Consider the following 12,666-nt stretch of genomic DNA (forward strand, 5'->3'; position numbering starts at 1 on the left):
GGATCGTTTTATGAGCATTATTTCCACGAAATACCTCCTGCTGGATGCCCAAAAAAAGGGTTATGCCGTACCCGCCTTTAACATTCATAACGCCGAGACGATCCAGGCGATCCTTGAGGTGTGCTATGAAATGCAATCGCCGGTGATTCTTGCCGGAACACCGGGCACCTTTAAGCATATCGCGCTGGAAGAGATCTACGCGCTGTGCAGCGCTTATTCCACCAGCTACGGTATACCGCTGGCGCTGCACCTTGATCACCATGAGTCGCTGGACGATATCCGTCGTAAAGTGAATGCAGGAGTGCGCAGCGCAATGATCGACGGCAGCCACTTTCCGTTTGAAGAAAACGTGAAGCTGGTGAAATCCGTTGTGGATTTTTGCCATGCCAAAGATTGCAGCGTGGAAGCTGAGCTGGGTCGCCTCGGTGGCGTAGAAGATGATATGAGCGTGGATGCAGAAAGCGCCTTCCTCACCGATCCACAAGAAGCTAAACGGTTTGTTGAGCGTACTGGCGTAGATAGCCTTGCAGTTGCCATCGGCACAGCACACGGTTTATATACCAAAACGCCCAAGATCGATTTCCAGCGGCTGGGTGAAATTCGTGAGGTCGTCGACGTTCCCCTGGTTTTACATGGCGCAAGCGATGTTCCTGACGAATACGTCCGCCGCACGATCGAGCTTGGCGTTTGCAAAGTTAACGTCGCTACTGAACTGAAAATCGCTTTTGCCGATGCGGTCAAGGCGTGGTTTGCGGAGAATCCGCAGGGCAACGATCCTCGCTATTACATGCGGGTCGGTATGGATGCGATGAAAGAAGTGGTGCGTAGCAAAATCACTGTATGCGGGTCAGCAAACCGCTTATTAATCAGTGAAACTGCCGCTCAGTCTTAAGCTCTGTGTTAGCTAATGGCCATACCCTTGTCGGTTTGGCCATCAACAATCGGGCTTACTCTCCCTGTTGTTCCAGTGCGTGCTTATACAGTGCATTCTTTTTCACGCCGTGGATTTCAGCGGCCAGCGCGGCGGCCTTTTTCAGCGGCAGTTCTGCCTGTAATAAAGCCAACGTACGCAGCGCATCGGCAGGGAGATCGTCTTCCTGCGCTTTATGCCCTTCGACAATCAGCACCATTTCACCTTTACGACGGTTTTCATCTTCCTTGACCCACGCAAGCAGTTCGCCGACCGGTGCGCCGTGAATGGTTTCCCAGGTTTTGGTCAGCTCGCGCGCCAGCACCACGTAACGGGATTCGCCCCAGACGGCAACCATGTCTTCCAGGCTATCCAGCAAGCGGTGGGTAGATTCATAAAAAATAAGCGTACGCGGCTCTGCCTCAATGGCTTTCATCGCATCACGACGCCCTTTCGATTTGGCAGGCAGAAAACCTTCATAGCAAAAGCGGTCTGAAGGCAAACCAGCAGCGCTTAGGGCAGCAATCGCCGCGCAAGGGCCCGGCAGAGGAACAACGCGGATCCCCGCTTCGCGACAGGTGCGCACCAGATGGTAGCCAGGATCGTTAATCAGCGGCGTTCCGGCATCGGAAACCAGCGCAATGTTTTGCCCTTCTTTGAGTTTCGCCACCAGCGTTTCCGCTTTTTGTTGCTCATTGTGATCGTGTAACGCGAACAAACGGGCGTTAATCGCGAAGTGTTGTAACAATAATCCTGTATGACGTGTGTCTTCAGCGGCAATCAAATCAACGGCTTGTAAAACTTCGAGCGCTCGTTGGGTAATATCAGCCAAATTTCCTATAGGAGTAGGTACAATAAAGAGTTGGCCTTGAGAATTATCCGCCGATTCGTGTTGTTTCATTGTGTCGTCCGTATTGCCGATTTAATATTGAGCATTGAGTAAAAAAATATCACTGGATACAGTATGGTACCCTCAACATTTTCTCGTTTGAAAGCCGCGCGCGCGCTACCAGTCATTCTGGCAGCACTGATTTTCGCAGGCTGTGGCACCCAGGCGCCAGACCAGAGTGCAGCCCATATGCAGGGCACTGCGCAGGCTGATTCCGGCTTTTATCTGCAACAAATGCAGCAAAGCTCAGATGATAGCAAGACCAACTGGCAATTACTCGCCATTCGTGCACTGCTGAAAGAAGGCAAGAGCCAGCAGGCTAGCGAGCTGTTCAACCAGCTGCCGCAGAAACTAAACGACACTCAGCGTCGTGAGCAGTCTCTGCTGGCCGTCGAGATCAAGCTCGCACAGAAAGATATCGCTGGCGCTCAGGCCCTGCTGGATAAACTCACTCCTGCCGATTTCGATCAAAACCAGCAGGCCAGATACTGGCAGGCGCAAATCGACGTCAACCAGGGTCGCCCATCGTTGACACTACTGCGCGCCCTGATCGCTCAGGAACCGCTGCTGTCCGCGAATGCTAAGCAGAAAAACATCGATGCCACCTGGCAGGCGCTGTCATCCATGACCCAGGAGCAAGCACAGGCACTGGTCATCAATGCGGATGAAAACGTGCTGCAAGGCTGGTTGGATCTCCAGCGCGTCTGGTTCGATAACCGTAACGATCCAGACATGATGAAAGCCGGTATTGCGGACTGGCAGAAACGTTATCCGCAAAACCCGGGCGCAAAAATACTGCCAACGCAGTTGGTTAACGTCCAGAGCTTTAAGCCCGCCTCCACCAGCAAAATTGCGCTGCTGCTGCCGCTGAACGGTCAGGCCGCTGTATTTGGTCGTACTATTCAGCAAGGCTTTGAAGCGGCGAAAAATATGGGTACTCAACCCGTAGCGGCCCCTGCGGTAGCTGCGCCTGCTGCGGATACAACAGCTGCGACGACCACAGAACAGCCGCAAACGACTGACAGCGTTGCCAGCCCTTCTCAGGCGTCAGTAAGCGATCTGACCAACGAGACGCCAGCTCAGCCAGAAACACCTGCTGCGCAGCCCACAGCACCCGCTCAGCCAACAACCGCCAGCGCACCGGCGAATCCATCAGCAGAGCTGAAAATCTACGACACTTCATCACAGCCTCTGAACCAAATCCTGACTCAGGTTCAGCAGGATGGTGCCAGCATCGTGGTTGGTCCGCTGTTGAAAAACAATGTTGAAGAGCTGATGAAAAGCAATACGCCATTAAACGTGCTGGCACTTAATCAGCCGGAGTCGGTGAAAAACCTGCCGAACGTCTGCTACTTCGCTTTGTCGCCAGAAGATGAAGCGCGCGACGCCGCGCGTCACATCCGCGATCAAGGAAAACAGACGCCGCTGTTGTTGATCCCTCGGAGTTCATTAGGCGATCGCGTTGCCAACGCCTTTGCACAGGAATGGCAAAAGCTGGGCGGCGGCGTAGTGTTGCAGCAGAAGTTTGGCTCCACCGCCGAGCTGAAAATGGGCGTCAACGGCGGCTCGGGAATTTCCCTGACGGGCAGCCCGGTGGCCTCCTCTGTACCTGCGCAACCTGGCGTGACGATTGGCGGCCTGACGATTCCGGCTGCGCCCACCGATGCGCAGATCACCGGCGGCAGCGGCCGTGTTGATGCCGTGTATATTCTGGCGACGCCGGAAGAAATTGCCTTTATTAAGCCGATGATCGCTATGCGCAACGGCAGCCAGAGCGGAGCGACGCTGTACGCCAGCTCCCGTAGCGCGCAGGGAACTGCTGGCCCGGATTTCCGTCTGGAGATGGAAGGCTTGCAGTACAGCGAAATACCGATGCTGGCAGGTGCTAACGCTCCTCTCATGCAGCAGGCGCTTGGCGCGGTTCGTAACGACTACTCACTGGCACGTATGTATGCGATGGGCGTCGATGCCTGGTCACTTGCCAACCACTTCTCGCAAATGCGTCAGGTACAGGGTTTCGAAATTAACGGCAACACCGGGGCCTTAACCGCAACGCCGGATTGTGTGATTAACAGGAAGTTATCATGGCTCAAATACCAGCAAGGACAAGTCGTCCCCGCCAGTTAACGAGTAAACAGACCGGTGACGCGTGGGAATCCACCGCGCGTGACTGGCTGCAAAACAAGGGACTGCATTTTATCGCCGCCAACGTGCGTGAACGTGGCGGCGAAATCGACCTGATAATGCGTGAAGGCAGCACCACCGTCTTTGTTGAAGTCCGCTATCGGCGCTCGGCCCAGTTTGGCGGCGCAGCGGCGAGTGTGACCCAGAGCAAACAACACAAATTATTACAGACCGCCCGCTTGTGGCTTGCGCGCCACAATGGGAGTTTTGATACTGTGGATTGCCGGTTCGATGTGTTAGCCTTCACCGGAAATGATGTTGAGTGGTTTAAGGACGCGTTCAACGACCGCTCATAGTTGAAGATTCAGAGCCTGGTTCTTAAGGATTAGCGTGTTAGATAGAATTAAAGTCTGCTTTACAGAAAGCATTCAAACTCAGATAGCTGCGGCTGAAGCACTTCCGGATGCGATCTCCCGTGCCGCCATGACGCTGGTTCAGTCCCTGCTCAATGGCAACAAAATTCTCTGTTGTGGTAATGGGACGTCCGCTGCCAACGCACAGCATTTTGCTGCCAGCATGATCAATCGTTTTGAAACAGAACGCCCAAGTTTACCTGCGATTGCACTAAACACTGATAATGTGGTCTTAACTGCGATTGCCAACGATCGCCTGCACGACGAAGTTTATGCAAAACAAGTCCGTGCGCTGGGACATGCAGGAGATGTTCTGCTGGCAATCTCTACGCGTGGTAATAGCCGCGATATCGTAAAAGCCGTTGAAGCCGCCGTGACACGCGACATGACAATCGTCGCGCTGACCGGGTATGACGGAGGGGAACTGGCCGGATTACTGGGGCCGCAGGATGTTGAAATCCGTATCCCCTCACACCACAGCGCCCGCGTTCAGGAAATGCACATGCTGACGGTCAACTGCCTTTGCGATCTCATCGATAACACGCTTTTCCCTCACCAGGATGATTAAGGAGTACACATGAAGGCATTTTCGCCGCTTGCTGTGATTATCGCTGCACTGCTGCTGCAAGGTTGTGTCGCTGCTGCCGTTGTCGGAACTGCTGCTGTCGGCACCAAAGCCGCGACGGATCCTCGCAGCGTCGGCACCCAGGTAGATGATGGAACCCTGGAATTACGCGTCAATACGGCGTTGTCGAAAGATGCCCAGATCAAGAAAGAAGCGCGAATCAACGTGAGCGCATATCAGGGTAAAGTGCTGCTGGTCGGTCAGTCGCCAAATAGCGAACTGTCTGCACGAGCAAAACAGATTGCGATGGGCGTAGAAGGTACGACTGAGGTCTTTAATGAGATCCGTCAGGGCCAGCCAATCGGTCTGGGCGATGCGTCCAACGATACCTGGATAACCACCAAAGTACGTTCCCAGTTACTGACCAGCGATCAGGTGAAATCCTCTAACGTGAAAGTCACGACCGAGAATGGAGAAGTGTTCCTGTTAGGTCTGGTGACCGAACGCGAAGCGAAGGCGGCGGCAGACATCGCCAGCCGGGTAAGCGGCGTGAAACGCGTCACGACGGCCTTTACGTTTATTAAGTAATACTGATGCCGGATAGCGACGCCTGAGCGTCTTATCCGGCCTACAGGACGTTATCGTTTGTAGGTCGGATAAGCGTCAGCGCCATCCGGCATTTTATTTAGCCCTTTCGCGTAACTCGGAAGAGGTCAGGATCGAAACCCCTTCATGCCCAGGTGCCAGCGCTTCTGCTAACATTGCCCGCGCAACATCACGCGCTTCAATCGACTTCCAGTTACCCGGCAGCAGCCTGAACAACGGCGCTAAAAACATCTCATTCGCCCGCTGTTTGTCCCTATCACCCAGTAGCATTGAAGGCCGGGCAATGGTCAGCCGAGGCCAATTCTGCGCAATCAGCGCCTGCTCCATTTCACCTTTCACCCGGTTATAAAAAAACGGTGAATTGGCATTAGCGCCCATCGAACTCACCACCAGCATATGCTGTGCCCCCAGCCGACGCCCCGTCAGAGCTGTATCCACTACCAGCGTATAGTCAGCGTGGATAAATGCTTCTTTGCTGCCCGCTTCACGTCGGGTCGTTCCCAGACAACAAAAGACAATATCGACCGGATCGGTAACCTGCGCCAGAGCATCGGTTAGCTGCGGATCGTGGGGATTATAGATGCCAACCGTATCAGCCAGCGGTCGACGCGTCGGCGCCGTAATGGCATTGATCCGGGGTTCATTCAGTAGCATCCGCAATAAATGTCCACCCACCAGACCCGTTGCACCGGTTATTAACACCTGGCTCATCGTTTATTTTCCCCTGACGCTTCAATCACTCTTTTAACTATAGATCACGTAGCCAGTGCATCTTTTTACCGAAGCCCAGCGTGTTGTCCGTGAATTTGACTTCATCCAGTCGAATCTCCCACACGGGCGCTGGCAACATTCTGGCGACAGGGAAACGGCGGTTGTAGGCGTTACGCGCGCCTTCACTCTCCTGCCCTTCAAGACGGCGAATCTCCCCCTTAAACTGCACGCCACGAATCAGGGCGACCGTTTTGGGCTGACCATTTACCGTGCCGGCAATCGGTGCACACGGTCCCGACATCTGCGCATGGCGCGTTTTATCTTCGGTCAGCACATAGAATGCCATCTTCTGCGCATCAAACAGGTAAAACGCATTGGCGCACCACAATTCACCTTCATGGTATACGCACCAGGTCACGACGTGCTGTTTTGCCAGCCAGCGAGACACCGCAGTCAGTGTTTCCATTTCTGTTCTCTTTTATACTGTAGGCCTGAAAATTATCACGTCGATGGTGACAATGACACCCTGGTATCTGTACCTGATCCGTACCGCTGACAACGCCTTATACACCGGAATAACCACCGATGTGCAGCGCCGCTATAAGCAGCATCAAAGTGGGAAAGGCGCGAAGGCGCTACGTGGAAAGGGGGAACTCACGTTGGCATTTGCGGCGCAGATTGGCGACCGTTCGCTGGCCCTGCGCATAGAGTATCGCGTCAAACAGCTCACAAAGCGTCAGAAAGAGCGCCTTGTAGAAGGCGAAGGGCTTGAGGCTCTACTGAGCAGCCTGCAAGCCCCGGATGTTAAAAACGATTGAAGTGGTCGTGGTATTCCACCAGGCCCGTCACGCCCTCCAGCGCATCGTCCGCCAGGCGATGAACCTGGAACGCGCTTTCGGTGCCCGGCCAGCGGCAACGCAGGTCATGATGCGCCGCCAGCTCAAAGCCAAAGCGGCTATACAGTGCCGGATCGCCCAGCGTAACCACCGCGGCGTAGCCAAACTCGTTCAGGGAATCGAGTCCTTCATAGACCAGTTGACGCGCCAGGCCTTGCCCCCGGTAGTTTTCATCCACCGCGAGCGGCGCCATGCCGACCCATTGCAGATCTTCACCCTGAACATCGACAGGGCTGAACGCGACGTAACCCACTACCTGACCTTCATCATCGGTAGCAACCAAACCCAGCGTTAAGAAACCATCTTCACGCAGGTCGTGCACTAATTTTGCTTCCGCATCGCTCTCAAATGAACGGCGCAGCAACGCATCAATACCAGGGGCATCAATGGGAATCTCAACTCGAATCAGCATGGCTCACCTACCGAGGTCTGTTTGGTTTCTGGCGACGTTTTCATCCCCGCCTCAACAAAATCCGCCAACTGCATCAGCATGACGCGCAACGCTTTAGGCATCTGCTCCAGTTCGATGGCATCCATCAGATTTTTTACGTATAGCCCTAATTCTGTATCACCTTCAATCACCAGGCGACGCTGGAAGAAAAGCGTATCCGGATCCTGCTTGCGGGCCACGATCATCAGGAGATCGCTGGCATCGGCGCTAAAACTCACATCCGCATCTGCATTCTGGCTGACGATAAGTTTATCGTTCTCAACAGAGGTATACCATTTGAGGTCAATGTCACGCACATGAATGCTCAGCCAGCGACCTTCGAGAAACTCCAGCTCCCCATCGGCCAGCGCCTGACTAAACTGCCAGCTCAGGACCTGCTCCAGAACCTGGCGCTTCAGCGCAAAGGGCGTCAGTTTAACCGGTACACTCATCAGAGAAGGACCTAAATGTACTAAGCGTGAACGCAGTTTATCCAACACGAGCTTTACTCCCTGTTTCAATAGTCCTGCTATTTTGCCATATCAAATAAACGACATAGCGGCATAAATCAACAATTCGCTACGAAATTGTTACCTCTTTATTGGTGTCACCAATACGACTTTAACTGCCTTAAATCAAAAATTGTCTCAGCAAGGTTAACTAAAATCCCTCTTCGTTAACATTTCTGCGCCCTACATGGCGCAACGTTCAGGATAAATTATGGAGCTGCTCTGCCCTGCCGGAAACCTCCCGGCGCTTAAGGCGGCCATCGAGAACGGCGCTGATGCTGTCTACATCGGGCTGAAAGATGATACCAACGCCCGTCATTTCGCCGGCCTTAATTTTACCGAGAAAAAATTGCAGGAAGCGGTGAGTTTCGTTCATCAACATCGCCGTAAGCTGCACATTGCGATTAACACCTTTGCGCACCCGGATGGTTACGCACGCTGGCAGCGTGCCGTTGATATGGCAGCGCAACTGGGTGCAGACGCGCTGATCCTCGCCGACCTCGCCATGCTTGAGTATGCCGCAGAGCGCTACCCGCATATTGAGCGCCATGTCTCTGTTCAGGCATCTGCAACCAATGAAGAGGCGATTAATTTCTACCATCGCAACTTTGACGTCGCCCGCGTGGTTCTGCCGCGCGTGCTGTCTATTCATCAGGTGAAGCAACTTGCTCGCGTCACACCAGTTCCCCTGGAAGTGTTCGCCTTTGGCAGCTTGTGCATTATGGCGGAAGGCCGTTGCTATCTTTCGTCTTACCTGACGGGCGAATCTCCTAATACCGTCGGTGCCTGCTCCCCTGCCCGTTTTGTGCGCTGGCAGCAGACCCCACAGGGTCTGGAATCTCGCCTGAACGAAGTGCTGATTGATCGCTACCAGGATGGCGAAAACGCCGGGTATCCAACGCTGTGTAAAGGGCGCTACCTGGTGGATGGCGAGCGCTACCATGCGCTGGAAGAACCCACCAGCCTCAACACGCTCGAACTGCTGCCGGAACTGCTGGCTGCCAATATTGCCTCGGTGAAAATCGAAGGTCGCCAGCGCAGCCCGGCTTACGTCAGCCAGGTGGCGAAAGTGTGGCGTCAGGCAATCGACCGCTGTATGGCCGACCCGCAAAACTACGTCCCGCAGGCCGCGTGGATGGAAACGCTCGGTTCAATGTCCGAAGGCACGCAGACCACGCTTGGCGCGTATCACCGTAAATGGCAGTGAGAAAAGCAATGAAATATTCATTAGGACCCGTGCTCTACTACTGGTCGAAAGAAACGCTGGAAGATTTTTACCAGCAGGCCGCCGCCAGTCATGCTGACGTTATCTATCTTGGCGAAGCAGTATGCAGCAAACGCCGTGCGACCAAAGTGGGCGACTGGTTGGATATGGCGAAGTCTCTCGCCGGTAGCGGTAAGCAGGTGGTGCTGTCGACGCTGGCGCTGGTGCAGGCTTCCTCTGAACTGGGAGAGCTGAAGCGCTATGTCGAAAACGGCGACTTCCTGTTGGAAGCCAGCGATCTCGGCGTGGTGAATATGTGCGCCGAGCGTAAGCTGCCGTTTGTCGCCGGGCACGCGCTCAACTGCTACAACGCCGTCACGCTGCGTATTCTGCTCAAGCAGGGCATGGTGCGCTGGTGTATGCCGGTTGAGCTGTCGCGCGACTGGCTGGTGAACCTGCTCAACCAGTGCGACGAACTGGGTATTCGCGACCAGTTTGAAACCGAAGTGCTGAGTTATGGGCATTTACCGCTGGCCTACTCTGCCCGCTGCTTTACCGCGCGTTCCGAAGATCGTCCAAAAGACGAATGTGAAACCTGCTGCATCAAATACCCGAACGGACGCGATGTGCTGTCGCAGGAGAATCAGCAGGTCTTTGTGCTCAACGGGATCCAGACCATGAGCGGCTATGTCTACAACCTCGGTAACGAGCTGACATCCATGCAGGGGCTGGTTGATATTGTGCGCCTTTCCCCGCTGGGGACAGAGACATTCGCCATGCTTGACGCCTTCCGTGCCAATGAAAATGGCAGTGCTCCATTACCGCTTGCCGCCCACAGTGACTGCAACGGCTACTGGAAGCGACTGGCTGGTCTGGAGCTGCAAGCCTAGCCGGATGGCGGCAAATTGCCTTATCCGGCCTACAAATAGCGATCCCGTAGGCCCGATAAGCGCAGCGCCATCGGGCATTGTTTTTGCCGTCAGTCTCATAAAGCTCACTTTGTTAACAACGGTAATCAAATTTTAATGCAGTATTAAAAGATTAACCGGTAACAAAGTGAGCCGTTATGACTGACAAAACTATTCCGTTCTCGGTGCTGGATCTGGCACCGATCCCTGAAGGTTCTTCGGCAAAAGAGGCCTTCACGCACTCGCTTGATCTCGCCCGACTGGCCGAAAAGCGCGGCTACCACCGCTACTGGCTGGCAGAACATCACAACATGGTCGGTATCGCCAGCGCGGCAACTTCAGTGCTGATTGGCTATCTGGCTGCCAATACCACCACGCTGCATCTCGGTTCCGGTGGCGTTATGCTGCCCAACCATTCGCCGCTGGTGATCGCCGAGCAGTTCGGTACCCTGAATACGCTGTATCCGGGACGCATCGATCTTGGGCTTGGCCGCGCGCCGGGGAGCGATCAGCCAACGATGCGTGCGCTGCGCCGCCATATGAGCGGTGATATCGATAACTTCCCACGCGACGTCGCTGAACTGGTGGACTGGTTCGACGCCCGCGATCCTAACCCTCATGTACGCCCGGTTCCCGGCTACGGCGAGCAGATCCCGGTCTGGTTATTAGGCTCCAGCCTGTACAGCGCACAGTTGGCGGCCAAGCTCGGCCTGCCGTTTGCCTTCGCCTCGCATTTTGCTCCGGATATGCTGCATCAGGCGCTGCATCTGTATCGCACCCAGTTCAAACCCTCAGCGCGGCTGGCAAAGCCGTATGCGATGGTGTGCATCAACATCATTGCCGCTGACAGCAATCGCGACGCCGAGTTTCTTTTCACCTCGATGCAGCAGGCGTTTGTGAAACTGCGTCGTGGCGAAACCGGCCAGCTACCACCGCCGGTAGAGAATATGCATCAGCTGTGGTCCGCTTCTGAACAGTACGGCGTACAACAGGCGCTGAGCATGTCGCTGGTTGGTGATAAGGCAAAAGTGCGTCACGGTCTTGATGCCATTTTGCGTGAAACCCAGGCTGATGAAATTATGGTTAACGGCCAGATTTTTGATCACCTGGCGCGGCTACACTCATTTGATTTGGCGATGGATGTGAAGCAGGAATTGTTGGGGTAGCGCGGTTTGTGCCGGATGGCGGCTACGCCTTATCCGGCCTACACGGTACTGTAGGCCCGGTAAGCGTAGCGCTACCGGGCAACGGTTTTACTGATAGACCGGTAACAAATCCACGCTCGACAGAATATGGATAACCGCGTTGCCGATACCGAACACCAGGATCAGCGCAATCATCGGCTTACCGCCCCAGACACGGAATTTCGGGCTACCGAAACGCTCGCGGGATTTACGGGCCAGCAGCGCCGGAACAATGGCAGCCCAGATGGTTGCCGCGAGTCCTGCATAGCCAATGGCATACAGGAAACCGTTCGGCCATAGCAGGCCACCGATAATTGGCGGGACAAACGTCAGCAATGCCGTTTTGAAACGTCCCACTGCTGAGTCATCAAAGCCAAACAGATCCGCCAGATAGTCAAACAGACCGAGCGTAACGCCGAGGAATGAACTCGCCACCGCAAAGTTAGAGAACACCACCAGCAGCAGATCCAGACTGCGGCTGTTTAGTACGCCGCTCAGCGCCTGTACCAGCACATCAATGTTACCGCCCTGTTGCGCAATACCGATAAACTCTGGACGCGGAATGTTGCCCATCGTTCCCAGCAACCATACGGTATACAGCACCAGCGCCAGCAGCGTGCCGTACACCAGACACTTAACGATGGTCTTCGGATCTTTGCCGTAGTACTTCATCAGGCTCGGGACGTTACCGTGATAGCCGAATGAGGCCAGGCAAAACGGCAGCGTCATCAGCAGATACGGCGTATACGAAGCGTTGCTCTGCGCCACGTTAAACAGTGTTGCGGGCTGCACGTGCCCCAGCAGACTGCCGAAGGTCAGGAAAAAGGTAATCACCTTTGCGCCCAGCACAATCGCCGTCATGCGGCTAACCGCTTTGGTGCTTAACCACACCACAAATGCCACCAGCAGCGCAAAGCCAAGACCTGCCGCACGCGCCGGAACATTCAGCGACATCTCGGAGAAGGTGTGATGCAGAATCGACCCGCTCGCTGAGATATAGGCGTAAGTCAGGATATAGAGAACGAAGGCGATCGAGATGCCGTTCACTACGTTCCAGCCTTTACCCAGCAGATCTTTCGTGATGGTGTCAAAACTGGAGCCAATGCGGTAATTGAGGTTAGCTTCGAGGATCATCAGCCCGGAATGCAGCATACAGAACCAGGTGAAGATCAGCGCCGCCATTGACCAGAAAAACCACGCCCCGGACATGACCACTGGCAGAGAAAACATCCCCGCGCCAATAATGGTGCCGCCGATAATCACCACGCCGCCGAGCAGCGAAGGTGACGTTTGGGTGGTGGTTAGTGTTGCCATTTA

General features: G+C 54.7%; 15 protein-coding genes. 9 read left to right on the plus strand and 6 right to left on the minus strand.

The features are described 5' to 3' along the window. Window positions 1-10: 10 nt before the first annotated feature. A complete protein-coding gene (kbaY, locus tag C2U41_RS19360; protein WP_016151042.1) occupies window positions 11-892 on the plus strand; it encodes a tagatose-bisphosphate aldolase subunit KbaY in 882 nt (293 codons plus the stop codon). Window positions 893-947: 55 nt separating this feature from the next. Here kbaY and rsmI read toward each other — a convergent pair whose 3' ends face one another. Beyond that, complete coding sequence (rsmI, locus tag C2U41_RS19365) at window positions 948-1,811, minus strand: 16S rRNA (cytidine(1402)-2'-O)-methyltransferase (RefSeq protein WP_003024942.1); 864 nt, start codon at window positions 1,809-1,811, stop codon at window positions 948-950. 63 nt (window positions 1,812-1,874) lie between these two features. Here rsmI and C2U41_RS19370 point away from each other — a divergent pair, with 63 nt between their 5' ends. From C2U41_RS19370 to dolP, 4 genes are read left to right on the plus strand one after another with little or no spacing between them, the layout of a single operon-like run. After that, a complete protein-coding gene (locus C2U41_RS19370) occupies window positions 1,875-3,926 on the plus strand; it encodes a penicillin-binding protein activator (protein ID WP_103848541.1) in 2,052 nt (683 codons plus the stop codon). Then, on the plus strand, window positions 3,884-4,279 hold the full coding sequence (locus C2U41_RS19375) for a YraN family protein (RefSeq protein WP_032938303.1): 396 nt from the start codon (window positions 3,884-3,886) through the stop codon (window positions 4,277-4,279). The genes C2U41_RS19370 and C2U41_RS19375 overlap by 43 nt, the downstream gene beginning before the upstream one ends. A 34-nt stretch (window positions 4,280-4,313) precedes the next feature. After that, on the plus strand, window positions 4,314-4,904 hold the full coding sequence (gene diaA / locus C2U41_RS19380) for a DnaA initiator-associating protein DiaA (RefSeq protein WP_003024948.1): 591 nt from the start codon (window positions 4,314-4,316) through the stop codon (window positions 4,902-4,904). Between the two features lie 9 nt (window positions 4,905-4,913). Further along, complete coding sequence (dolP, locus tag C2U41_RS19385) at window positions 4,914-5,489, plus strand: division/outer membrane stress-associated lipid-binding lipoprotein (RefSeq protein WP_003024954.1); 576 nt, start codon at window positions 4,914-4,916, stop codon at window positions 5,487-5,489. Window positions 5,490-5,582: 93 nt separating this feature from the next. Here dolP and C2U41_RS19390 read toward each other — a convergent pair whose 3' ends face one another. Next, the gene (locus C2U41_RS19390) at window positions 5,583-6,218 is read right to left on the minus strand and encodes an NAD(P)H-binding protein (protein ID WP_003024957.1); all 636 of its coding nucleotides are present in this window, start codon (window positions 6,216-6,218) and stop codon (window positions 5,583-5,585) included. A 37-nt stretch (window positions 6,219-6,255) separates the two neighbouring features. Beyond that, window positions 6,256-6,684 (minus strand): YhbP family protein, encoded by a 429-nt coding sequence (locus tag C2U41_RS19395; RefSeq protein ID WP_032938301.1) that lies wholly within the window; start codon window positions 6,682-6,684, stop codon window positions 6,256-6,258. Window positions 6,685-6,727: 43 nt separating this feature from the next. Here C2U41_RS19395 and C2U41_RS19400 point away from each other — a divergent pair, with 43 nt between their 5' ends. Further along, complete coding sequence (locus C2U41_RS19400; RefSeq protein ID WP_085952534.1) at window positions 6,728-7,036, plus strand: GIY-YIG nuclease family protein; 309 nt, start codon at window positions 6,728-6,730, stop codon at window positions 7,034-7,036. Here C2U41_RS19400 and C2U41_RS19405 read toward each other — a convergent pair. Together C2U41_RS19405 and ubiT are read right to left on the minus strand one after the other, a co-directional pair. After that, a complete protein-coding gene (locus tag C2U41_RS19405; RefSeq protein WP_003024966.1) occupies window positions 7,023-7,526 on the minus strand; it encodes a GNAT family N-acetyltransferase in 504 nt (167 codons plus the stop codon). The two genes, C2U41_RS19400 and C2U41_RS19405, sit on opposite strands and share 14 nt — an antisense overlap. Then, a complete protein-coding gene (gene ubiT / locus C2U41_RS19410) occupies window positions 7,520-8,044 on the minus strand; it encodes a ubiquinone anaerobic biosynthesis accessory factor UbiT (protein WP_003024968.1) in 525 nt (174 codons plus the stop codon). The genes C2U41_RS19405 and ubiT overlap by 7 nt, the downstream gene beginning before the upstream one ends. Window positions 8,045-8,264: 220 nt before the next feature. On the opposite strand from ubiT, the gene ubiU reads away from it, so the two are divergent. The 3 genes from ubiU (at window position 8,265) to C2U41_RS19425 (ending at window position 11,331) form a co-directional block, all read left to right on the plus strand. Continuing rightward, window positions 8,265-9,260 carry a ubiquinone anaerobic biosynthesis protein UbiU gene (gene ubiU / locus C2U41_RS19415; RefSeq protein ID WP_003839981.1) on the plus strand — a complete coding sequence of 332 codons (996 nt, stop codon included), beginning with the start codon at window positions 8,265-8,267 and terminating at the stop codon, window positions 9,258-9,260. 8 nt (window positions 9,261-9,268) lie between these two features. Further along, window positions 9,269-10,147 carry a U32 family peptidase gene (locus tag C2U41_RS19420; RefSeq protein ID WP_003839978.1) on the plus strand — a complete coding sequence of 293 codons (879 nt, stop codon included), beginning with the start codon at window positions 9,269-9,271 and terminating at the stop codon, window positions 10,145-10,147. Between the two features lie 176 nt (window positions 10,148-10,323). After that, entirely contained in the window at window positions 10,324-11,331 is a 1,008-nt protein-coding gene (locus C2U41_RS19425; RefSeq protein WP_071698361.1) for a luciferase-like monooxygenase, read from the plus strand. A gap of 87 nt (window positions 11,332-11,418) precedes the next feature. On the opposite strand, the gene mtr is transcribed toward C2U41_RS19425, so the two are convergent. Continuing rightward, window positions 11,419-12,663, minus strand: coding sequence for a tryptophan permease (gene mtr / locus C2U41_RS19430; protein WP_016151047.1), 1,245 nt, complete (start codon window positions 12,661-12,663; stop codon window positions 11,419-11,421). Window positions 12,664-12,666 lie beyond the last annotated feature (3 nt).

This window comes from Citrobacter freundii complex sp. CFNIH4, from assembly GCF_002934505.1.
GTDB lineage: Bacteria > Pseudomonadota > Gammaproteobacteria > Enterobacterales > Enterobacteriaceae > Citrobacter > Citrobacter freundii.

Excerpts from the sequence above, each read along its gene's own strand:
- kbaY (WP_016151042.1), top strand. The coding sequence starts at position 11 with ATGAGCATTATTTCCACGAAATACCTCCTGCTGGATGCCCAAAAAAAG.
- rsmI (WP_003024942.1), bottom strand. The coding sequence starts at position 1,811 with ATGAAACAACACGAATCGGCGGATAATTCTCAAGGCCAACTCTTTATT.
- C2U41_RS19370 (WP_103848541.1), top strand. The coding sequence starts at position 1,875 with ATGGTACCCTCAACATTTTCTCGTTTGAAAGCCGCGCGCGCGCTACCA.
- C2U41_RS19375 (WP_032938303.1), top strand. The coding sequence starts at position 3,884 with ATGGCTCAAATACCAGCAAGGACAAGTCGTCCCCGCCAGTTAACGAGT.
- dolP (WP_003024954.1), top strand. The coding sequence starts at position 4,914 with ATGAAGGCATTTTCGCCGCTTGCTGTGATTATCGCTGCACTGCTGCTG.
- C2U41_RS19390 (WP_003024957.1), bottom strand. The coding sequence starts at position 6,218 with ATGAGCCAGGTGTTAATAACCGGTGCAACGGGTCTGGTGGGTGGACAT.
- C2U41_RS19395 (WP_032938301.1), bottom strand. The coding sequence starts at position 6,684 with ATGGAAACACTGACTGCGGTGTCTCGCTGGCTGGCAAAACAGCACGTC.
- C2U41_RS19400 (WP_085952534.1), top strand. The coding sequence starts at position 6,728 with ATGGTGACAATGACACCCTGGTATCTGTACCTGATCCGTACCGCTGAC.
- C2U41_RS19405 (WP_003024966.1), bottom strand. The coding sequence starts at position 7,526 with ATGCTGATTCGAGTTGAGATTCCCATTGATGCCCCTGGTATTGATGCG.
- ubiU (WP_003839981.1), top strand. The coding sequence starts at position 8,265 with ATGGAGCTGCTCTGCCCTGCCGGAAACCTCCCGGCGCTTAAGGCGGCC.
- C2U41_RS19420 (WP_003839978.1), top strand. The coding sequence starts at position 9,269 with ATGAAATATTCATTAGGACCCGTGCTCTACTACTGGTCGAAAGAAACG.
- C2U41_RS19425 (WP_071698361.1), top strand. The coding sequence starts at position 10,324 with ATGACTGACAAAACTATTCCGTTCTCGGTGCTGGATCTGGCACCGATC.
- mtr (WP_016151047.1), bottom strand. The coding sequence starts at position 12,663 with ATGGCAACACTAACCACCACCCAAACGTCACCTTCGCTGCTCGGCGGC.